Raw genomic sequence first — 19059 nt, 5'->3', positions numbered from 1 at the left:
TTGGAATACTATATTCATGCAGCAAAATTTTTCTTAGGTAGTAATGTCGAAATGGGCGGCTATTTACCAGTAATTGATGGCAAATTTGGTCGTTATCAGAAGGAAAAGCCTACCGGTAAGATTGTGGATTATGGTGATCAATGGGTAGCTCCCGGATTGGTTGACACCCATATTCACGGATTGTTAAATCACGATGTGATGGATGCCGACGCCGAAGGGATCAACGCCATGTCTAAGGGATTGTTGGAATGCGGGGTAACTTCGTGGTTGCCAACTACCTTGACCGCTAGCTCGGATCAATTAAAGCAAGTGGTTCAAACGATTAGTGATCACGTGGACGACTTCGAAGGTGCCAAGGTTCAAGGAATCCATTTTGAAGGACCTTATTACACCGAAAAACACAAGGGTGCCCAAAATCCGAAGTACTTTGAGAATCCGAGTGTTGACGAATTTCACGCTTGGCAAAGTGCCGCCCAAGGAATGATTCGGAAAACCTCAATTGCTCCTGAACGAGAAGGGGCAGTAGAATTTACCGCTAAGATTAGCTCCGAAGGCGTAGTGGTTGCTTTAGGACATAGCGATGCGACCTTTGACCAAGCTAAGGCCTGTGTAGAGGCTGGCGCGACGATGTTTACCCATACCTTTAATGGAATGAGTGGGCTTAACCACCGTGAACCAGGGATGGCCGGCGCGGCAATGAGTTTAGATGGGGTAACTGACGAATTAATTTGCGATGGACATCACGTTAACCCTTATGTGGTTAAAATCTTGATGCAAACCAAGACTTCGCAAAATATTGCTTTAGTGACTGGCTGCATGAAGGCGGGCTTAATGCCGGACGGCAACTACATCTTGGGTGAATTCCCAGTTAAAGTAGCCAATGGGACAGCCCGACTAACGGATGGCAGCAACAGTTTGGCTGGTAGCATTTTATTGCTGAAGGACGCGGTAAAGAACGTGGTTGATTGGAACGTGGCTACTCCTGAACAGGCCATCATCATGGCGTCGGCAAATGCTGCCGATAGTGCAGGCGTTGGCGACCAATGCGGTCACATTTTACCAGGTCGGGATGCTGACTTCATCGTCCTTGACCACGAATTGAACTTGAACAAGACGTATTTGGATGGAATTAAAGTATTTGGTTAACAAACCACGCTAACCGTAAAACTAAGGCTAGGAGTCTCTGTAAAGAGGCCCCTAGCTTTTTTAGGTTAAATGAATTTTTGAACGCAAAAAAAGAGGTCGGAAATAATTCCAACCTCTTTAGCGTTGTCCCAGTATGAGACAGGACTTCAGTTTGAAGAAGTCTTATTGAAAGAAAGTAAAAAAAGGAGATGAAGTAGCCAACTCCTTGGGTAGAAGAATTAGCTACAGGAAAAAATGATATAACTTAAACACTCAGTACAGGGAACGGGCTCTCTGTACAACTAATAATATAGCTTGTTGTAAAAACGTTGTCAATAGTTTTTATTTATGCACCCGTTAATTATTTTCTTATTATAGTACGATAAGTTTTTCTTTAAAACACGGGTACAGGTTTAATTAACGGGGTTTCATTTTTATGTCGTAATCGAAATTCCGGTGAAAACGATTAAAAAAAGAATCTCAAATTTAAAAAAGTAGGTTTACTTTTTTACCGCGCAATTGTTATTAGTAAATGTAAGTCGTCGCGACACTTATAAACTTAAGACTTAAGAAATGAGGACAGTGAAATGAAAAAAACTTGGTTAAAGACGGGAATTAACTTCACAATGGAAGGAACCGGGCATGATAAGAAAGTACGGCGTTCCTTTGCTAACGTGGATAAAGACGTCAGTGCTGTACAAGTAGAAGAATTAGCACGGGCCTTAGAAATGCTTTCAGAAGACGAAGTGACGGAAGCACAAGTCGTCACTACCGAACAAGTAATTTTAAATTAAAACACGCGACGCGTTGGTTTATATATCGTTTAAGAATAACTCGGGAGGATCAATTCAATGAAACAATTAGATTTAGAATTTTTGAACGCTGCGGGAAAGACGCAACACTTAAAGTTAAAATATGCCAAGCAAGATCTTGACGAAGGTACGGTACGTTTAGCAATGGAAAAAATGATTGACACCAAGCTTTTCCAAAAGGAAGGGCAGTTACTATACGTAACGCCTAAAGCAGCTCAGTACGTAGAAACCATGCATGAACCAATTTTTGACGATGGTGAACTTTAGAAGATAAGTAAAGCGGTTAGGAAGAACCACGGAAGTTCTTTCTAACCGCTTTTTTGTAAGATCAATAATTTATTTAAGCTGTAGTTGATCAACAATTTGAGCAAAAACTTTATCCTGATTTACTCCGGTAAGTAATGGTACACCACTAATAACTTTATCTTTAATATTATCTGGCACCATTGTAGTACTTACAAATGCATCATAATCATCTACGTGGTTAACTTGCTCAGCAATGTTTCCCTTATATATTTTTACTTGGTTAGCAAAACCCTTTTCTTTAAGAAATTTCTGAATTTTTCCTTCTGCAAGTGTAGATGTTGCGATTCCGCTACCGCATACGACCATCAGTGTTTTCATTATAAGTCCTCCTTAAATTAAGCGCTTTTGATAGTTGTTTTTGAATTGTTATGAAATTTGTTCAACCAGATCATTAGTGTTAAAGTAACTAAACCGATTAGACCAATTCCACCCCACGAAATTAATTTACCAAGCCCAACGATTAACCAAGTGGTCCAAACTCCTCCATCACTCAGGACGGAAATTGACGAGTTACCTTGAAGGTTGAATTTGGCGACTTTAGCAGCTCCAGTTACGAGTGGAGCTACCCAAGAAGCAATATATAGACTCACAATAATATTTATACTTCCGGTAATAATTGTACGGAAAATATCCCCGCGGCATACTGCGGCAATTACTGCAATCATGTATACAATGGTTGCTAAGTCACCAAAAGGTAAAACATTATTGCCTGGTAAAATTACAGACAAGAATAAAGTGATTGGTACTAAGATTAGTGAAGAGGATAATACAGTAGAGCTCCCGGTTGCTAGAGCACTGTCCATTCCAATGTATAAATCACGTCCAGGGAATTTAGATGAGACGAACTTATTTGCTCCTTCAGAGATTGGAGCAAGACCTTCCATTAGTAGTGATACCATTCGTGGCATTAATACAAGAACAGCTGCAGTACTAACTCCTAGTTGGAGAATCTTAGAGATTGGATAACGTGCTAAGATTCCGATAACAATTCCAATAATTAATCCCATAACGGAAGAATCGCCGAAGATACCCATTTTCTTTTGGATAGTTTCTGGAGTGATTTTAATTTTATTAATACCAGGGATCCTATCCAGTAGCCAATTAATGGGTAAAGCTAAGAGATACCCAGGGGCTGAAGCTCCTTGAGGGAAGGAAACACCTTCTAGACCATATTGTTTTTGGACTATAGGTGCGGCCATGTCTGCCAACAGGTAAATAATCATTACATGTACTACCATAGTAAATAGTCCAAGTGCAAAATTGTGCGAAACTACGTATATTAATGAACCGGTAAAAGCGATGTGCCAGTAATTCCATACATCAACGTCTAGTGTTTTAGTGAGACCTAAGAGTAATAGGATAACATTTGTGATTACTCCTACAGGGATAGCTAATCCTCCAAGTACGGTTCCGTAAGCTATTGCAGAAGCTGCTGGCCAACCAATATCAATAGTTGCTAAGTGGAGACCAAAATTTTTAACCATTGCTTGGGATGCAGGACCTAAATTTTTAGTTAGAACACCAATAACTAAATTTAATCCAATAAAGCCGATCCCGATAGTTAAGCCAGCTTTGAAAGCTTTACTGGGTTTAATACCTAAAATTAAAGCGAAAACAAATAATAGAATTGGAAGCATTACACTTGCTCCCAAATTAACGAACCATTGTAATCCGTTCATAATAGCATCCACGAGAAATCCTCCTTGATAATTATTAATGTTTGAGTATTATTTTTCGATACCATTTTTTTTCATTAGTGCAATGAATGATTCTTTAGAACTAACTTGTTCAATTTCCTTGATTACTTGTTGGTTTTGGAAAAGGAGCATTAAATTCTGTAACATTGTTAGTTGTTCTTCAGATTTTTTCAAAGCAAGCATAAAGATAAATTTTACTGATACATCAGCATTGTCACCCATTTGCTTAAAAATGACGGGTTCTTTTAAGCGCATGAATCCGATCTGTGGTACAAGTACTTTGTCGGCATCGGTATGTGGTATTGCAACACCAACTGTTTCTGTTTGTAATCCAGTTGGAAAGTGTTGTTCTCTTTTTAAAACAGCATCCTTAAATTGTGTGGTTACGACATTTGACGTATATAATTTAGTTGCTATAAGTGTTTCTGCGGTGACACGGTCTGGAACTACGGTGTCCAACATAATTATTTTTCTATCAAAATACATAAATAAGTTCTCTCCTATACAAAAAGTGACAAAATTTGGTCACTTGAAGTTTGTGGACCAGTGATTGTATCTATATTTGATTGTTCTGATAATACATGCATCACTTCATCTATGAAAGTATCGGAATTAGATACAAGCAGAAAGGCGACTACCTTAACCTTGTTAGTATTCCAATTAATTGGTATTTTAAAGCGAATTATGCAAAATATATTTTGGAGTATATATTTTGCTTTTATATGTGGTAGGGCAAAATTTTGATAAATCAAAGTACTTCCTATATCTTCTCGATGAAGTAAATCTTTAATAAGTGTGTTCTTGTAGGCAATGGCTTTCTTTTTTACTAGGTAGTTAGCAAGCCATCTAAACAAGTCCTCTTTGGTAAAAAAATCTTCATTGTGGTTAAACACAATAATGTCATTAGAAATAATTAATCACCCCTTCCAAACGTTGCCGATCAGTTTTAGAAAAAATGGCGCTTGAAATAATCACTTTTGCATGGTTCTTGGGCTGGACATCTACAGTAGTAATGATTAGATCAATGTCTAAATACTTTTCCGGATTTTTTTCATATTCCACTTTAGAGATAACACCAATAATATTTAAATTTGGAAAGGCCTTATGGACTTTCGCATACAGTAATTTGGATGTGCCGATTCCGCTTGCACACATTATTAACGTGTTGATAAAACGAGAACGGTTTTCGAAATAGTTTGCAAAATATAATGTGATAAAACCAATTTCATCATCTGAAATATGGTTTTTTAGCCGGAATTTACGCTCTACTGCACAAGAAGCTCTTTTAATTTTTAAAAACAATTGGTGGTATTCAGTCTTAATGTCTTGCAGCAGTTTATTAAAAACCACTATTCGATTATTCAGGCGATTGAGCATAGGCTTAATGTGTCCAATTAAATCATTTCGTAAAACCTTGACGGATTTTTCTTGAGGGTCAAGATCTAAATATTCTATATAATAGTCAACAATTTGGATAACTAATGCAGGAACTTGTCCTTTAAAAGCTAAATCATGTACATAACGCATAGAAATTAGGTATTGTAATAAATTATATTTTTCAACATCTGGAAGCTGATAGTGGAGATAATCACTAATATTTTTTATTATATTAGAAGCAATTTTAAAAAAATTAGAATTATCAGTAATTACTTGTTTAACTTCGTCACAGTCATAGTTTTTATAATCTTGTAGGTGCACATATCCAATACGAAAACGTTTGATTAAAATGTATAAATGAGAAAAAATATTAACGTTATACGGATAGGGAATTTTAGTTCCCAACGCACGTTGAATCCATGACAATTGCGTAATTATAAAATGACGATCATAGTTATTGATATCTTCAATTTGATCTGCAAAATCACCTACGCTTTCTTGGCTCATGGCACCGCTATCAATTAAAATGCCATTGATAGCTTGTCGAATTGCTTCTTCGCTACCCTCAGCGGCTACGTTCCCATTTTTGTTGAAAAGTTTAATGTTATATTTTTTGAGTATATGGCTTATTTGCATGAGATCGCGTCGGATTAAATCAGTACTAACATAGTAGGATTGATATAAGTTATTCAAAGATTTACTCATCGGAGCATTGAAGAGAATGTTTGAAATCACTTGATTGCGACGTTCAACAGGGGAAAAGGTAACCTGTTGTGAAGTTGACGGGTGGCTTATTAATTGAGCATAAATATCAAGATCTAAACTATAACCCAACCCTCGACGGGAAATGATTAATGGTTTGTTAAGTTTAGAATTTATTTCTTTAACTGCACGATAAACAGTTTTTGTTGAGATACCTAATTTTTTAGCCAAAACATCAGCAGTTATTGGTCTAGTGTAATCGTTTAAAATTCTTACAATGCTATCAAAATATTTACCCAAAACATCAGCCCCTCACTAATAGTGTATTCTGAAAGCTAATAATGAACGTTAATTAAATGTCCATTGCAACGGACATTGTCTAGCGTTTATGTAAGAGATAATAATGATTATATTTTAGTGTATGTTTTACTTTTACGGTTGATTTTGTTTTTTATGTTGTTTTTATATAGATATATGCTGTTAAAATGTATTTTAAATCTTCTATATTAACAAATCACCCAACCAGTGGTATAACAGAGTTGTGGGGTGCAATAATAAAATGAACGGCATGGCTAAGCTTTAGTCATGGTCACCCAGTTTATTGGAGGCTTTTATTATGGCAGAAACATTGAAGACACAACTTTTGGATAAACAAATGAAGGAAGTATTTGATTGGAGTGACGATTCAACTCCAGTACGTGATGCAATGTGGAACCACGTTATGGACTCAAATGGCCACAACACAGTTAAGACAATTGCGGAAGCCAAGAAATGGGAAAGCATGAGCGATGCTGACCTAAAGAAGACCGCCGAAGATATGTTAAAATAAGCACTACTGTCTCGGACAGATAAATACCCTTGAAGCAGCGACATACCGTAGCTTCAAGGGTATTTTTTACGTGCAAAAGTTGCAAGCAGAAAATAATACTTAGATAAGTTAATTTTTAATAATATTAACTTGCAAATTATTTAATAAAAATCGTATACTTAAGAACGGTAATTGAGTCGTCGATATCGGGGAAATGACGCGATTTTAGCGACGTTGGAGGATAGCGGGGATAATTACTTTAAGGATTGACTTTTATTGGAAGATTAGGTTCTGATTTTGGTGTCGTAGAACGTTGGAAATAAGCCTTTGCATTTAGTGTGGGTAAGGGAGGATTATAATTAATTCTCTTGCGCTAGGCGAGGGATACCGGTTATTTCTTTGTGGACGACTACGTAAATGCCTTAATTGGAATAGCAAAAGAATAGGAGATATTTAAAATGCCTTTTAGTATGGTTGTAAGTCCAATTGGACAATGGTTTGCGCGTTTTTTTAGTTTTAATACGTTAATTATTGCGTCAATTACGATTGGTGTTTTATGCATTTTGACGTTAGTTTCGTACGGGATTGACCGCTTTTTTGGCAGGTATGAATCTGACACCATGGTTTATGAGGAAATTAGCTGGTTTGTTAGTCTTGCAATTGCGATGCTCTTTTTGCAAGCTACTTTCATGGCTTTAAATGCGGACATTGATAGTAGTCAACTGGGGTGGCAATATTCTAACGCCCAGTTTATTATCTTGTTTTACTGCCTATACATTGTGCATCGCAAAACGGTGCTGTGGTTTAACATGGGTCTGCCGATTTATATTTACGGCCTCGCAATTATTAAGCACCAAACCCAATTTAATATTTTAAATTTATTAGCAATGATTCTGTTGATTGCGATAATTTGGATTGTTTACCGGAATAGTGATTGGTTGATTGATAGTGCCTGGTATTACGCTACCCAATTCCTATTTGGGGTGGCTTGGTGGTCGATTCTGAAAGGAATTCGGACCATGACGGTCAGCCAAGTACTTTTATTAACGTTTGAGTTTATGCTGATGATGACTTTAGTCCACTTTGGAAATATTGAAGTGCGGGCGATGATCAAACGGTATATGAAATTAGAAAAGGATAACGGCTACGACTTCCTAACTGGAGTACGCAACCGGCGGACTTTCAACGAAGTTTCCAATGAAGTGTTTGAAGTATATTCCAACAATGATTTACCAGTAGCCATGGCGATGTTTGATATTGATAACTTTAAACTTTTTAACGATCAATATGGCCATCAAGTGGGGGATCGCGTTTTAAAATACGTTGCTCAGCTATTTTCAGATGAATTGTTTGAGCGAAAAGCTAACGCCCAACTATTCCGGGTTGGTGGAGAAGAGTTCACCATCATCTTCCGGAATCGAACGGCAACTGAAGCTGCACCAATTGTTAAAGAAATTCGTGATATTCTAGTTAAGAAGACTTTTGAAGTTAAAGACGACCTCGACGTCCGTATTACAGTATCAATCGGGGTCACTGATCTTAAGGAAAGTGACCAAAGCGCCAAGGACTTTTATAAACGTGTTGACAAATATTTGTATCAAGCTAAAAATAATTCTAGAAATAGTATATCTGTAGAGGGGGATGTTTCGTCATTAAGTTAGAGAAAGATAGGTTGGCCGAATTAGAATCTGCGGTAGATAAGTTGTGTTTTTATGAACAACCAATTTTCGCGGTAGGTAACGACGATGCCAAAGGAAAGCTTCAGGAATATGAATTATTATTACGTGAAGCTGGAGAAGATAATAAATTTCCGGCGGCCCTCTTTAAAGAATACATCCGCAATAACGATAGTAACCGGATTTTTTGTAATTGGATGGCTAGTGAACTAAAAGAATTAGTGAAGAATAAGCCAGATCAATATTTTAGTTTTAATATTGATCCCCAACAGTTGTTATACCCAAGCACGATTGAAGCTTTGGAAAGCTTGATTCCATACCAAAAGACTTTGATGGTGGAAATTACGGAGGCAATTCCAAGCAAACGGTATTTTGACCAATATTACAACAATTCAATGATTGAACCGATTAAGAAGGTTCATGAGTTAGGGTTCCGAATCGCAATTGATGATGTTTCTAGCGGGATGAACAGTTTTAACATTGTTCGGGAGTACGGTAAATATATTGACCGAATCAAGTTGTCGTTGTTACAATTACGCAACGTAAGCAAAGACTTAGTACAAGAAACGGTGATGCTGTGGCGCTCGATGGCCATCGATAACCAAATTGATTTGATTATTGAAGGAATTGATAATCTGTCAGTAAGCGATTGGTTAGTAGACAATAGTATTAAGCTACAACAGGGATACTATTGGGGAAGACCGCAGGCGATTGAAAAGAATTAGAGTGTGGAAGACACCGGGTGATTTTCGAGGATTAACTGGATTTGGAGGCTAGTCGCGGGTTGAGCGATTAGCCTCCAAATTTGGTTAACCAGAAAAAATTGGTGGCTGGAGCACGTGTTTTGATTAGGCAGCAGAGAAACAAATTTTCCTAAAAAAGAGACTGGGAATTATTTTCCCAGTCTCTTTTTCGTATTAAAGATTCTTATCCATATTAAACGTCAATTTCGAAAGCGTTAATCCAGTAGCGAGCAAATCATTGAAGTGATTCATTGTACGCTCTTTCATGGCAGCCACGGTTTGATGGTTAGCTTCGGTTAAGAACTTGGTTAATTCTTCACCAGATAATTCAGCGGCTTGACGATCAATTTCAGCAACCCGGCCACGCAAGAATTCTTTAGAAGCAGTTACGTAGTCCACGTTCTTTTGGATGAATTGGCTATAGTGGCCTTCCACAACGGAACCAACCGCGCGGTACATCCAGTAAGCATCATCCAAATTCATGGTTTGCTTAGTAGCACTGTAGCTTGGGTCCGTATCCGTAGCGTTGTTAAAGAACGGCACGTACGGGCTGAATGCTGGAACCCCGAAGTTAAGCCAGAAAATTGCGGAACGATCTTCAGGCACGTCGTTACGAATTTGCAAAACGTGCGAATTTTGCGTCCGGTTCATTGAAATTGGCCGGAACTTCAAGCGGTCCTTGTCATCACCATGGCCAAACGGATCGTATTTAGTTTCGTTGTAGTGCGAACTCAAAATGTTGCCCACGTCTTCAACCGTAATTTTACGGCTTGCTTGGCGAATGAATGGCAATTCTGAAGATTGCGGATCCTGTTCAATTTCAGGATTAAGATAGCGTTGACCATACCAAACCCGAGGAGTGTTGTAATGCCGGTCTTTTTCGGTATCGGTACCGAAGATGTGCCGGAAGTTCCAACCTTCATGGTCAGGGTTCAAATGGTATTTTTCAACGAATTCTTGAATGCCTTCCGACCACATAAAGTTGTCAGGGTCATTGAAGTCAACTTGTTGAATTGCCACTTGGTTAGCAGCTACGGCGTAAGAATCGTCAGGAATTCGTTGAGCAACCCAGTGATGCCCCGTGACGATTTCCATCTACCATACGTCATCCTTATCACTGAAGATGACGCCGTTACCTTCAGGAGAGCCATACTTAGCAATTAACTTACCTAAGTATTCTACGCCCATCCGCGCGGAATCAATGTAAGGAAGTACCATGGTTGGCATGGTGTCTTCAGCAAGACCATTAGGAACGAGCGGATCGTACGCCAGGGTCTTAGGATTGCCGTAGACACTTTCGGTGGCGCTCATGGCAACGTTCTTTTCGTTAAAACCACTTTCGTCATAGATTCCGTCCCGATCAGGATCAATGTTAGGAACGGCGCTGTGACGGTAGCCATTAGCAGGTAATTTTGCTGTGAACCCATTTTGTGAGGAGACGATGGTTTCGTCTACGCCACTTTCAGCGGGATGCATGTAAAAACGGTGCGGTGCGAGTGGCAAGAAAGTGTCGTCATTACGAGCGACCATGGTCGAACCATCGATTGAGGCTTTCTTACCAACTAAAACGGTTGTGCAGGCTTTTTCAGTCAAATTCAGGACTCCTTTATATTAATTATCTTCTATTCTAACGCAAATCTAATAATTTTAGGCCTTTTATAATAATTTTTTTAAAATTCGCCGATATAATGGGGGACGGAGGTGGCAACGGTGCAGGTTAAAACAATTTATCAAACGATGTACGCTCGAATGGGGAAGCAACCTTGGCTAGAAGAATGGCAGGAAACACCCTGGGAAGTCGTGTACGGAGGAATTTTAGTACAAAATACTAGTTGGCGAAATGTGGTCCCTAGTTTAAACAACTTGAAACTAAATTTTAACTTCAATCCGAAGTTGATTTTAGAATTAAGTGACGAAGAATTGCAGCAAAATGTCCGTCCGAGTGGGTTTTATACGCGAAAGGCGGCCACTATTAAAAACATTTTACAATGGGCAAAGGGCTACGACTTTTCGGTTTCACGGATTCAGAATTTAACTTCAAGCCAACTTCGAGCGGAGTTGCTAGCGCTACACGGGATTGGCCCAGAAACGGCGGATTACGTGTTGATGTACGCCTTTGAGCATCCGGGATTCATCGCTGATAAATATAGTAGGCGACTTTTTGAACGAATGGAATGCCCGTTGCCTAAGGGATATGAAGCCGCGAAAAAACTGGTGGAAGCAGAACTAGATTTAACACCGGAACAGTGGAAGAATTTTCATGCGATGATTGTGAATGATGGAAAAAGCAGAGTGTGAGAGCCCGAATAGTTTCTCAAAATTTTAAGAAAAAATAATATATTGCTATAAAAGCAAGGACGCATTTAAATAAACTTAGCGATTTTTCAAAATTGTTATAGGCTGTTAGTTATTTTTTGTTAACCAGAAAATCACTTACTATACAAATTTAATAAAATGTATGAAGACATTTTGTTGTAAGGAGGAGATAATAAATATGTTCACGACCCGTTGGTCAAGTGGTTAAGACACCGCCCTTTCACGGCGGTAACATGGGTTCGAATCCCGTACGGGTCATATTAATGGGTTATAGCCAAGTGGTAAGGCAACGGGTTTTGATCCCGTGATGCACTGGTTCGAATCCAGTTAACCCAATAAAGTTCAAGGTTGAGACACCTCTAATTTTTGTCAGTTTAGTGGTGTTTATAATCTTGGACTTTTTTGTGCTCCTTTTTATTTTAGAGTTGATTAAAATTCAACAATAAGCTTTTGCCAATATGTTAAGTAGAAATTTTGAACGAAATGTTTAGTAGTATACTGAAGATATAATTGAAAACGTTATCAATACGATACATTAATAGCGTTAAAATTTTTTAGAGAAATGAGTGAAAATGATGGAATCACAAGGAAGAAAGAAAATTTTTCAAGCACTGAAAAAACTAGTTTCAAATGAACCTTTCGACGATGTTACAGTGAAAGATATTGTGAAGAGTGCTGGTCTTAACAGACAAACTTTCTATTATCATTTTCAAGACAAGTACGACTGCCTTCAGTATTGCTTAGACAAAATTGCACTTGAAAATAATCGAAGTATCGATTACACGAAATGGCAAGAATGTTACTTAAGAATTTTTAGATACCTTGATTTAAACAGAAATTTTATCCAGAATATTGTAGATTCTTCAGCTTACTCTTTATTTGCCGACTTCGTACTAGAATCAATAGATTTGATGCTTCGAAGCGTAATTATATCGTTTAAGGATGGAGACAATCGGGTTTGTGCAGACTTTGACGGACAGCCATGGAAACTTTTTGAGTACGGTCTTCAGGGAATTATTATCAACTGGTTTAGAGATGGATTACGTGAAAATCCTGAACTGTTAGTTAATGATCTGTTAAATATTGATTCAAATCATTTAAAGATGCTGCTTGGGATTGAAAATTTGAACGAAGAAGTAAGTGTTAGACATGAATAGTGTTTAATTCGTATTTTAAGTTTTACGGAATAGATTAGATTCGCACATATTCATTGTTGAGATGTGCTTTTAATTATTAAATGGAGCATTTTTTGAAATTTTTACACGTTAATATTTAGCTGTTACCCATTACCTGTGCCCGAAATTCAACCGGACATAGGTTTTTTTATTTGACGGAGCTTTTACCATTATTATATTGATTAATACGGTATAAATACGTTCTTTTACAATACATATTATTGGCAATAAACGTGGTTTTTATAGATCAGCAACTGACTCACAGTAAAAAATAAGTTGATTTTCGGACATTTTTCAGCGAAGTGCACAAAAACTATACATAAACGACTTTATGTATATTTAAATAAGCTCTATCGATTTGTACTATGTACTTGTAACTAGTTGCTAGATAATAAATTTAAGATGATTGTTTGTCGCACTTTATGAAAGCGCTGACGAATGGTTAGAAGGAGATTTGCTATTATGGATACAAATGAAGTTGAATCCAATGCCGCAAATGTTAAGAGTGCAAATCGTTTAACAGGGTTCCAGTTGTTTTCAATGACAACGTCGATGGTTATGACTGTTTATGGGTTTGCAGCATTTGCAAAGCAGGGACCGACTGCCTTCTTCTTCCTGTTCTTAGCGGGAATTTTATGGTTTATCCCGGTTACCAAAGCTTCAGGAGAAATGGCATCTATTGACGGATGGAGTAAAGGTGGAATCTTTACTTGGTCTAGAAACATGTTAGGTGAAAAAACTGGTTGGGCAGCACTATTTTACCAATGGATTCATATTACAGTTGGGATGAACACCATGATGTATTTTATTATTGGGTGCCTCTCAATCACTGTGGGAATGCCGATTATCAATAACAACCCATTTGTTAAATTTGGGTTGATGATGGTTATTCTTTGGGGATTGATTCTTGTTCAACAAAAAGGTACACAAGTTACTGGAAAAATTGCCCAATGGTGCTTTAGCTTAGGTGTTATTATTCCTGTTATGTTTTTATTGATTATCTTTATAGTGTACTTAATTCAAGGCAATCGGATGCTTATTGACATTAATATGCATACTATTCTCCCTAAGGCATGGAGTGGAGATGTTCTTGTTGGGTTTGTGCCATTTATTTTAGCCTTTGCTGGTGCAGAAGGATCAGCACCTCATGTTAAGGATCTTAATGAACCAAAAGTATATCCCAAAGTAATGTTAGCTTTGGCAATCGCAGCGATTGCTTCAGATATTATTGGTAGTATGGCAATTGCTGGTACTATACCTAATGATCAAATTCAATTAAGTACTGGTATTGTTTATGCATACGGAGCCTTGGTTGCCAAATATGGAGTTTCGGTTGTCTTTATCGAAAAACTAAGTGGTTTCCTATTAGCTGTCGGTGTTCTTGGTGAAATTAGTAGTTGGGTAGTTGGACCTAACGCTGGAATGTTCGAAGCTGCTAAGTCAGGATTTTTACCACCAAGATTTTCTAAGGCAAATAAATATGGGATTGAAACCAATGTCATGGTACTTCAAGGAGTTATCGTTTCAATCATGGGTGCATTATTAACATTTGGTGCCGGTGGTAGTAAAGCAAACTTATCTTTTCAAACCGCAATGAGTTTAACAGTTGCTTTATACACTTTAATGTACATGTTGCTATTTGCAAGTTATTTAGTGTTACAAATTAAGCATTCATCCATCGATAGGTCTTATTTAGCATCAAAAAGTAAAGTGCTAAGAATCGTTTATGGCGTGTTGGGACTTGTACTATCAGCGTTTGGATTCGTAGTTACATTCTTCCCACCTAAAGATATGAGTGTGGCGTCACAACATACTTACTTAACGTTGCTTATTACAGGATTTGTTGTTGTATTTTTCATTCCATTTATTCTTTACCGTTATCACAAGAAATGGTCAGAAGAACTTGGATTGCCTGCTGAAGAAGATCAAACTAATCTTAGCGTCCCTGTCGGTAATGCAGAAGAATCGATGGAAAAAACAAAATAATTTGAATATTAACCTGAAGGAGGTAAGACAACAAAACTAATAATCTTGTTGCCAAATATATTATGGAAAAAGAGCAGATTTTAGATGAAATTGGTTTAGAACAGAACTTTTTAGGTAGTATTGAATCAGGTCAGTCATTACCAACTGATATTATGCCTGAGCACCCAATGCCAGCAAACATCGCTTCACAGCTTGTTGAACACTACCGTCTTAACGAAGCAAAAGCAAATCAAAATCTAGCAACTTTCTGTACAACACAAATGGAACCAGAAGCTGAAAAGTTAATGACAAATGCATTGAATACCAATGCCATTGACAAGTCAGAATATCCAAAGACAGCAGCAATGGAAAATTATTGTGTTAGCATGTTAGCTCATCTTTGGGGAATTCCTAAGAATGAAAAGATGTACAAAGACTTTATTGGTACTTCGACTGTGGGATCTTCAGAAGGTTGTATGCTTGGTGGACTAGCGTTATTAATGAGCTGGAAGCACCGTGCAGAAAATATCGGATTTGATACTAAAGATTTGCACCATCACCAGCCAAACTTGGTAATCATGTCGGGATATCAAGTAGTTTGGGAAAAATTCTGCACTTACTGGAATGTGGAATTAAGACAAGTTCCTATCGACCAAGATCACATGTCAATGGATATGGATCGTGTGATGGATTATGTCGATGAAAACACAATTGGTATTGTTGGAATCCAAGGAATCACCTATACGGGTGCTGTAGACGATATTCAGCGTCTTGACAAGCTTGTTGATGAGTATAACAAGAGTGCTGTAATGCCAGTTAAGATTCACGTCGATGGTGCCTTTGGTGCAATGTTTTCCCCATTTGTAGATGGATTTAATCCATGGGATTTTAGACTTAAGAATGTTGTTTCAATTAATGTTTCAGGTCACAAATATGGAATGGTATACCCTGGTGTTGGTTGGATTGTATGGAGACATAATACTGAAGAATACCTACCAAAGGAAATGCGTTTTGAAGTACCATATTTAGGCTCAACTGTTGACTCAATTGCCATAAACTTCTCACATAGTGGTGCACATGTTGTGGGTCAATACTACAACTTTATTCGTTTTGGGTTCAAAGGTTACAAAGCAATCATGGAAAATGTTAGAAATGTATCCAAAAAGATTACAAATGAGCTTGAAAATATTGGTATTTTTGAAATCGTAAATGATGGTAGCCAATTACCAATTAACTGTTGGAAACTGGCAGACAATGCTGATGTTAATTGGAATTTATATGATTTAGAGTCAGAACTTTCTAAGTTTGGTTGGCAAGTTCCAGCATATCCACTACCAAAGAACCGCCAGGATACAACCATTAGTAGAATTGTTGTAAGACCATCAATGAGTATGACAATTACTAACGATTTCATTGATGACTTGCACATGGCAATTCATAACCTTAATGAACAACATGGTGGAGTCGTGGAAGATGAGGCTGAAACCAAAGTTAGCAGTGCTATGACAATAAATAAGTAGATTGGGAGAAGAGTTACAAATGGATAATAAAAAAGTACGTGTTAGGTATGCTCCAAGTCCAACAGGCTTTTTGCACATCGGTAATGCACAATCGGCATTGTTTAATTATCTTTTCGCAAAGCATTTTAACGGAACAATGGTGTTAAGAATTGAAGACACCGACACAAAAAGAAATGTAAAAAATGGTGAACAAAGCCAAATTGAGAATCTTCATTGGCTTGGAATTGATTGGGATGAAGGCCCTGATAAGCCAAATCCCAGGTATGCTCCTTATCATCAAACACAAAGAGAAAAGCTATATTTGCGCTTTATTGATGAACTTCTTGAAAAGGGAATTGCGTACAAGGATTACACAACTGAAGATGAATTAAAGAAGATGCGTGAAGAGCAACGCGCAAACGGTGAGCCCCCTCATTATGATGGTCGTTGGTATGGACGGAGTAAAGAAGATCAGCTTAATGCAGAAAAGCTAGGAATTAAGCCTAGCGTTAGAATCCATTTGCCTAAGGATCATATCTACAAATGGCACGATATTGTAAAGGGTGACGTCCAATTCAACTCAAATAATATGGGTGGAGATTTCATTATCCAAAAGAGTAATGGAATGCCAACGTATAACTTTGCGGTTGTAATTGACGATTACCTCATGGACATTACGCATGTTCTTCGAGGGGATGATCATATCGCTAATACCCCGAAGCAAATCGCTGTCTACGAATCTTTGGGGCTAACGCCTCCTGAATTTGGGCACATTACTTTAATCTATAATCCAAAGACTCATAAGAAGTTAAGTAAAAGGGACAAGGAAACCCTTCAATTTATTAGTCAATATAAAAACGAAGGTTATCTTAGTGAAGCAATCTTTAACTTTATCGCCTTCTTGGGTTGGTCACCCGTTGGTGAAAAGGAAATCTTCTCTAAATCGGAACTTATTGAAGCTTACGATCCAAATAGAATGTCTCGGTCACCAGCGTTTTTTGACCAACACAAGCTTGACTGGATGAATGCTTCTTATATTAAGCAAATGTCAGTTGAAGAATTAACGAAACGGACATTGTCATTAGTTGACGAAGGAAAAACGGATGTTGCAGTTAGGTTGCGAGATTCCAATCTCCCTAATTTAAGGGGATTCTTGAGCTCAATTATTGATATTTATCAGCGTGAGGCTTATCGACTAAGTGATTTTATGAATCTGGTTTTGTTTTATTCTAATATTACTGAACAAAAGTTTGACTATTCAGATTTTGATGACTTCGAAAAGGATAATTTGATTAATGTTTTGAAAACATTTAAGGAAGAAGTGTTATCGTCCTGTAACAATTCTAGCTTGGACTTTAATAAATTGATTCAAGTTGTAGGTGAGAAAACTGGACTCAAGGGTAAAGAGTTATACTTCCCACTTAATATTGCCTTTGGAGGTAAGAGTTCGGTTCCACAAATTGCTAATATATTAACCTTATATTCGATTAGTACAATCGTTAGTTTGGCAGACAAAGCACTTGATCAATTAGTGATTAAAAAGTAAAAAATGAAGGGCTCTTTGACAATTGCTGTTGGTAAATTAGGTTTTTGAAAGTTCTAATCACTTGGTGATTAGGGCTTTTTTAGTATGTACGTGGAAGACGTAAAGTACTCTAAATCTAAACTTAAAAAATCTGCCATTAGCAATAGAGGAATCTATTACCAACAACAGATTGTAGAACTAAATAAAAATGTTACCAAGGCGGCAACGTTTTTATTTTTTGGTTATTAATTAATCATTAAAAGTATTTTGCATGTAGTGTTGAGCTAGTTTTGGATAAACAAGAGCCCAAGTGTATGGGAAATATTCTCTCCAAATATTATTAGTAAAGGCTGCTTGCAAGTGCTCAACTTGGGGAGTAGTAACCCTAACAGGTCTAAGTAAATCGGCAATTATTTCCATGCCTATGGTTGAAAAGATAGTAATTTGGATTTCGCCATTTTCATCAATGGCTTTAGATAATTCCTTTCCATTCAGTAAAGTGAATACATCGCTCTCAATTTCATTAAGAGCCATTCTTTGCTGCATTACATAAATGTTCCAATCAGATTCCGTTGATACGTATTGATCAAAGTAATAATCTAACAAGAAATTTACAAAAGATCCGGCGAAGTCTTCTGGCATAGGATATCCGTAGTTAGTAGGCCTATTAAAGACAGACGCTTTGCTAAAAAGATCTCGTAGAGTTTGGAATGGATTGGCAGCTTTTGAGTACATGGAGATAAAGCGCATTTGACGCTTATAAATATCAACAGCTTCTTCTGGAGTAACAGATCTAATGGTAGAAATGTCTAGCGACAGGTCTACCTTATCTATGAAACGGACGTTAGTATCAACTTCAATTTTTTTGTCCCGAATTAACTCCACATTATTTTTAAAATCTGCAAAACAGCGTTTTCGTTCCCTTAATGAAGGAAGCTTTTTGTGGGTTCTAAGCCAATTAACAAATTGAACACCTATGTTTTGTTTTTCGGCGCCGTATTCGGAGAAAAGCATAGCTTGCTGCTGTTCTTGGCTACTTCTCCTATTTAATGAAATTGCATTGTTTGCGGGTTGTAGATTGTTGAACTGATAGGTGCTCAATTCGTTCAACGCTGATATGAAGCTAGACAACAAGTACTTATGCATTTAACTCTCTCCTTTCACGACTTAATAAATATATATAGTTTAATGAAACTATATAAGAATATTATACGATAGAAAAATTACCAAGTACATTAAAAAAATGAGGCTCTAGAATAATGAGTGTGGATGAACAGTAAAAAATGCTTGTCGACACTTTTTTCGTGCAAAAAGGGACCATATCATCATTAAT

At 37.4% G+C, this 19059-nt stretch carries 17 protein-coding genes, 2 tRNA genes and 1 pseudogene; 13 read left to right on the top strand and 7 right to left on the bottom strand.

What is annotated here, in order from left to right; translation table 11 throughout:
- From nagA to NYR25_08855, 3 genes are all read left to right on the top strand, one after another.
- On the top strand, positions 1–1146 hold the full coding sequence (gene nagA, locus NYR25_08865) for an N-acetylglucosamine-6-phosphate deacetylase (GenBank protein ID UWF33677.1): 1146 nt from the start codon (positions 1–3) through the stop codon (positions 1144–1146).
- A gap of 566 nt (positions 1147–1712) precedes the next feature.
- Positions 1713–1919 (top strand): hypothetical protein, encoded by a 207-nt coding sequence (locus NYR25_08860; GenBank protein ID UWF33676.1) that lies wholly within the window; start codon positions 1713–1715, stop codon positions 1917–1919.
- A gap of 57 nt (positions 1920–1976) precedes the next feature.
- Positions 1977–2204 carry a DUF2922 domain-containing protein gene (locus tag NYR25_08855; GenBank protein UWF33675.1) on the top strand — a complete coding sequence of 76 codons (228 nt, stop codon included), beginning with the start codon at positions 1977–1979 and terminating at the stop codon, positions 2202–2204.
- Between the two features lie 69 nt (positions 2205–2273).
- Here NYR25_08855 and NYR25_08850 read toward each other — a convergent pair whose 3' ends face one another.
- Genes NYR25_08850 through NYR25_08830 form a run of 5 tightly spaced genes read right to left on the bottom strand, consistent with a single transcriptional unit; the run spans position 2274 to position 6319 of the window.
- The gene (locus NYR25_08850) at positions 2274–2561 is read right to left on the bottom strand and encodes a PTS sugar transporter subunit IIB (GenBank protein UWF33674.1); all 288 of its coding nucleotides are present in this window, start codon (positions 2559–2561) and stop codon (positions 2274–2276) included.
- Positions 2562–2578: 17 nt separating this feature from the next.
- Entirely contained in the window at positions 2579–3922 is a 1344-nt protein-coding gene (locus NYR25_08845; protein ID UWF34736.1) for a PTS galactitol transporter subunit IIC, read from the bottom strand.
- 48 nt (positions 3923–3970) lie between these two features.
- A complete protein-coding gene (locus tag NYR25_08840; protein UWF33673.1) occupies positions 3971–4426 on the bottom strand; it encodes a PTS sugar transporter subunit IIA in 456 nt (151 codons plus the stop codon).
- 14 nt (positions 4427–4440) lie between these two features.
- Positions 4441–4794: a PTS sugar transporter subunit IIA gene (locus tag NYR25_08835; protein UWF33672.1), complete on the bottom strand. Its 354-nt coding sequence runs from the start codon at positions 4792–4794 to the stop codon at positions 4441–4443.
- Positions 4795–4843: 49 nt separating this feature from the next.
- Positions 4844–6319 carry a PRD domain-containing protein gene (locus NYR25_08830; GenBank protein UWF33671.1) on the bottom strand — a complete coding sequence of 492 codons (1476 nt, stop codon included), beginning with the start codon at positions 6317–6319 and terminating at the stop codon, positions 4844–4846.
- Positions 6320–6635: 316 nt separating this feature from the next.
- Here NYR25_08830 and NYR25_08825 point away from each other — a divergent pair, with 316 nt between their 5' ends.
- The 3 genes from NYR25_08825 (at position 6636) to NYR25_08815 (ending at position 9228) form a co-directional block, all read left to right on the top strand.
- Positions 6636–6848 carry a hypothetical protein gene (locus NYR25_08825; GenBank protein ID UWF33670.1) on the top strand — a complete coding sequence of 71 codons (213 nt, stop codon included), beginning with the start codon at positions 6636–6638 and terminating at the stop codon, positions 6846–6848.
- A 437-nt stretch (positions 6849–7285) separates the two neighbouring features.
- The gene (locus NYR25_08820) at positions 7286–8488 is read left to right on the top strand and encodes a GGDEF domain-containing protein (GenBank protein ID UWF33669.1); all 1203 of its coding nucleotides are present in this window, start codon (positions 7286–7288) and stop codon (positions 8486–8488) included.
- 11 nt (positions 8489–8499) lie between these two features.
- Positions 8500–9228: an EAL domain-containing protein gene (locus NYR25_08815; GenBank protein UWF33668.1), complete on the top strand. Its 729-nt coding sequence runs from the start codon at positions 8500–8502 to the stop codon at positions 9226–9228.
- Positions 9229–9420: 192 nt separating this feature from the next.
- On the opposite strand, the pseudogene NYR25_08810 reads toward NYR25_08815, so the two are convergent.
- Positions 9421–10839, bottom strand: a pseudogene (locus NYR25_08810) (C69 family dipeptidase).
- Between the two features lie 117 nt (positions 10840–10956).
- On the opposite strand from NYR25_08810, the gene NYR25_08805 reads away from it, so the two are divergent.
- From NYR25_08805 to gltX, 7 genes are all read left to right on the top strand, one after another.
- Complete coding sequence (locus NYR25_08805; GenBank protein UWF33667.1) at positions 10957–11544, top strand: DNA-3-methyladenine glycosylase; 588 nt, start codon at positions 10957–10959, stop codon at positions 11542–11544.
- 204 nt (positions 11545–11748) lie between these two features.
- A tRNA-Glu gene (locus NYR25_08800) sits at positions 11749–11820 on the top strand.
- 6 nt (positions 11821–11826) lie between these two features.
- A tRNA-Gln gene (locus NYR25_08795) sits at positions 11827–11898 on the top strand.
- A 239-nt stretch (positions 11899–12137) separates the two neighbouring features.
- Positions 12138–12719 carry a TetR/AcrR family transcriptional regulator C-terminal domain-containing protein gene (locus NYR25_08790; GenBank protein ID UWF33666.1) on the top strand — a complete coding sequence of 194 codons (582 nt, stop codon included), beginning with the start codon at positions 12138–12140 and terminating at the stop codon, positions 12717–12719.
- Between the two features lie 480 nt (positions 12720–13199).
- Complete coding sequence (locus NYR25_08785; protein UWF33665.1) at positions 13200–14723, top strand: amino acid permease; 1524 nt, start codon at positions 13200–13202, stop codon at positions 14721–14723.
- Positions 14724–14785: 62 nt separating this feature from the next.
- Positions 14786–16222, top strand: a complete 1437-nt coding sequence (locus NYR25_08780; GenBank protein UWF33664.1) for a glutamate decarboxylase — start codon at positions 14786–14788, stop codon at positions 16220–16222.
- Positions 16223–16241: 19 nt separating this feature from the next.
- The gene (gltX, locus tag NYR25_08775) at positions 16242–17747 is read left to right on the top strand and encodes a glutamate--tRNA ligase (protein ID UWF33663.1); all 1506 of its coding nucleotides are present in this window, start codon (positions 16242–16244) and stop codon (positions 17745–17747) included.
- A 228-nt stretch (positions 17748–17975) separates the two neighbouring features.
- Here gltX and NYR25_08770 read toward each other — a convergent pair whose 3' ends face one another.
- Entirely contained in the window at positions 17976–18872 is an 897-nt protein-coding gene (locus tag NYR25_08770; protein ID UWF33662.1) for a hypothetical protein, read from the bottom strand.
- Positions 18873–19059 lie beyond the last annotated feature (187 nt).

The sequence above is a fragment of the Pediococcus acidilactici genome, from assembly GCA_024970065.1.
GTDB classification, from domain to species: Bacteria; Bacillota; Bacilli; order Lactobacillales; family Lactobacillaceae; genus Pediococcus; species Pediococcus acidilactici_A.
Note: the sequence above shows the minus strand (reverse complement) of the source record. Positions and strands in the feature narration are given on the sequence as shown.

Excerpts from the sequence above, each read along its gene's own strand:
- NYR25_08770 (UWF33662.1), bottom strand. The coding sequence starts at position 18,872 with ATGCATAAGTACTTGTTGTCTAGCTTCATATCAGCGTTGAACGAATTG.
- NYR25_08845 (UWF34736.1), bottom strand. The coding sequence starts at position 3,922 with ATGAACGGATTACAATGGTTCGTTAATTTGGGAGCAAGTGTAATGCTT.
- NYR25_08850 (UWF33674.1), bottom strand. The coding sequence starts at position 2,561 with ATGAAAACACTGATGGTCGTATGCGGTAGCGGAATCGCAACATCTACA.
- NYR25_08820 (UWF33669.1), top strand. The coding sequence starts at position 7,286 with ATGCCTTTTAGTATGGTTGTAAGTCCAATTGGACAATGGTTTGCGCGT.
- gltX (UWF33663.1), top strand. The coding sequence starts at position 16,242 with ATGGATAATAAAAAAGTACGTGTTAGGTATGCTCCAAGTCCAACAGGC.
- NYR25_08840 (UWF33673.1), bottom strand. The coding sequence starts at position 4,426 with ATGTATTTTGATAGAAAAATAATTATGTTGGACACCGTAGTTCCAGAC.
- NYR25_08785 (UWF33665.1), top strand. The coding sequence starts at position 13,200 with ATGGATACAAATGAAGTTGAATCCAATGCCGCAAATGTTAAGAGTGCA.
- NYR25_08855 (UWF33675.1), top strand. The coding sequence starts at position 1,977 with ATGAAACAATTAGATTTAGAATTTTTGAACGCTGCGGGAAAGACGCAA.
- NYR25_08825 (UWF33670.1), top strand. The coding sequence starts at position 6,636 with ATGGCAGAAACATTGAAGACACAACTTTTGGATAAACAAATGAAGGAA.
- NYR25_08860 (UWF33676.1), top strand. The coding sequence starts at position 1,713 with ATGAAAAAAACTTGGTTAAAGACGGGAATTAACTTCACAATGGAAGGA.
- NYR25_08790 (UWF33666.1), top strand. The coding sequence starts at position 12,138 with ATGGAATCACAAGGAAGAAAGAAAATTTTTCAAGCACTGAAAAAACTA.
- NYR25_08780 (UWF33664.1), top strand. The coding sequence starts at position 14,786 with ATGGAAAAAGAGCAGATTTTAGATGAAATTGGTTTAGAACAGAACTTT.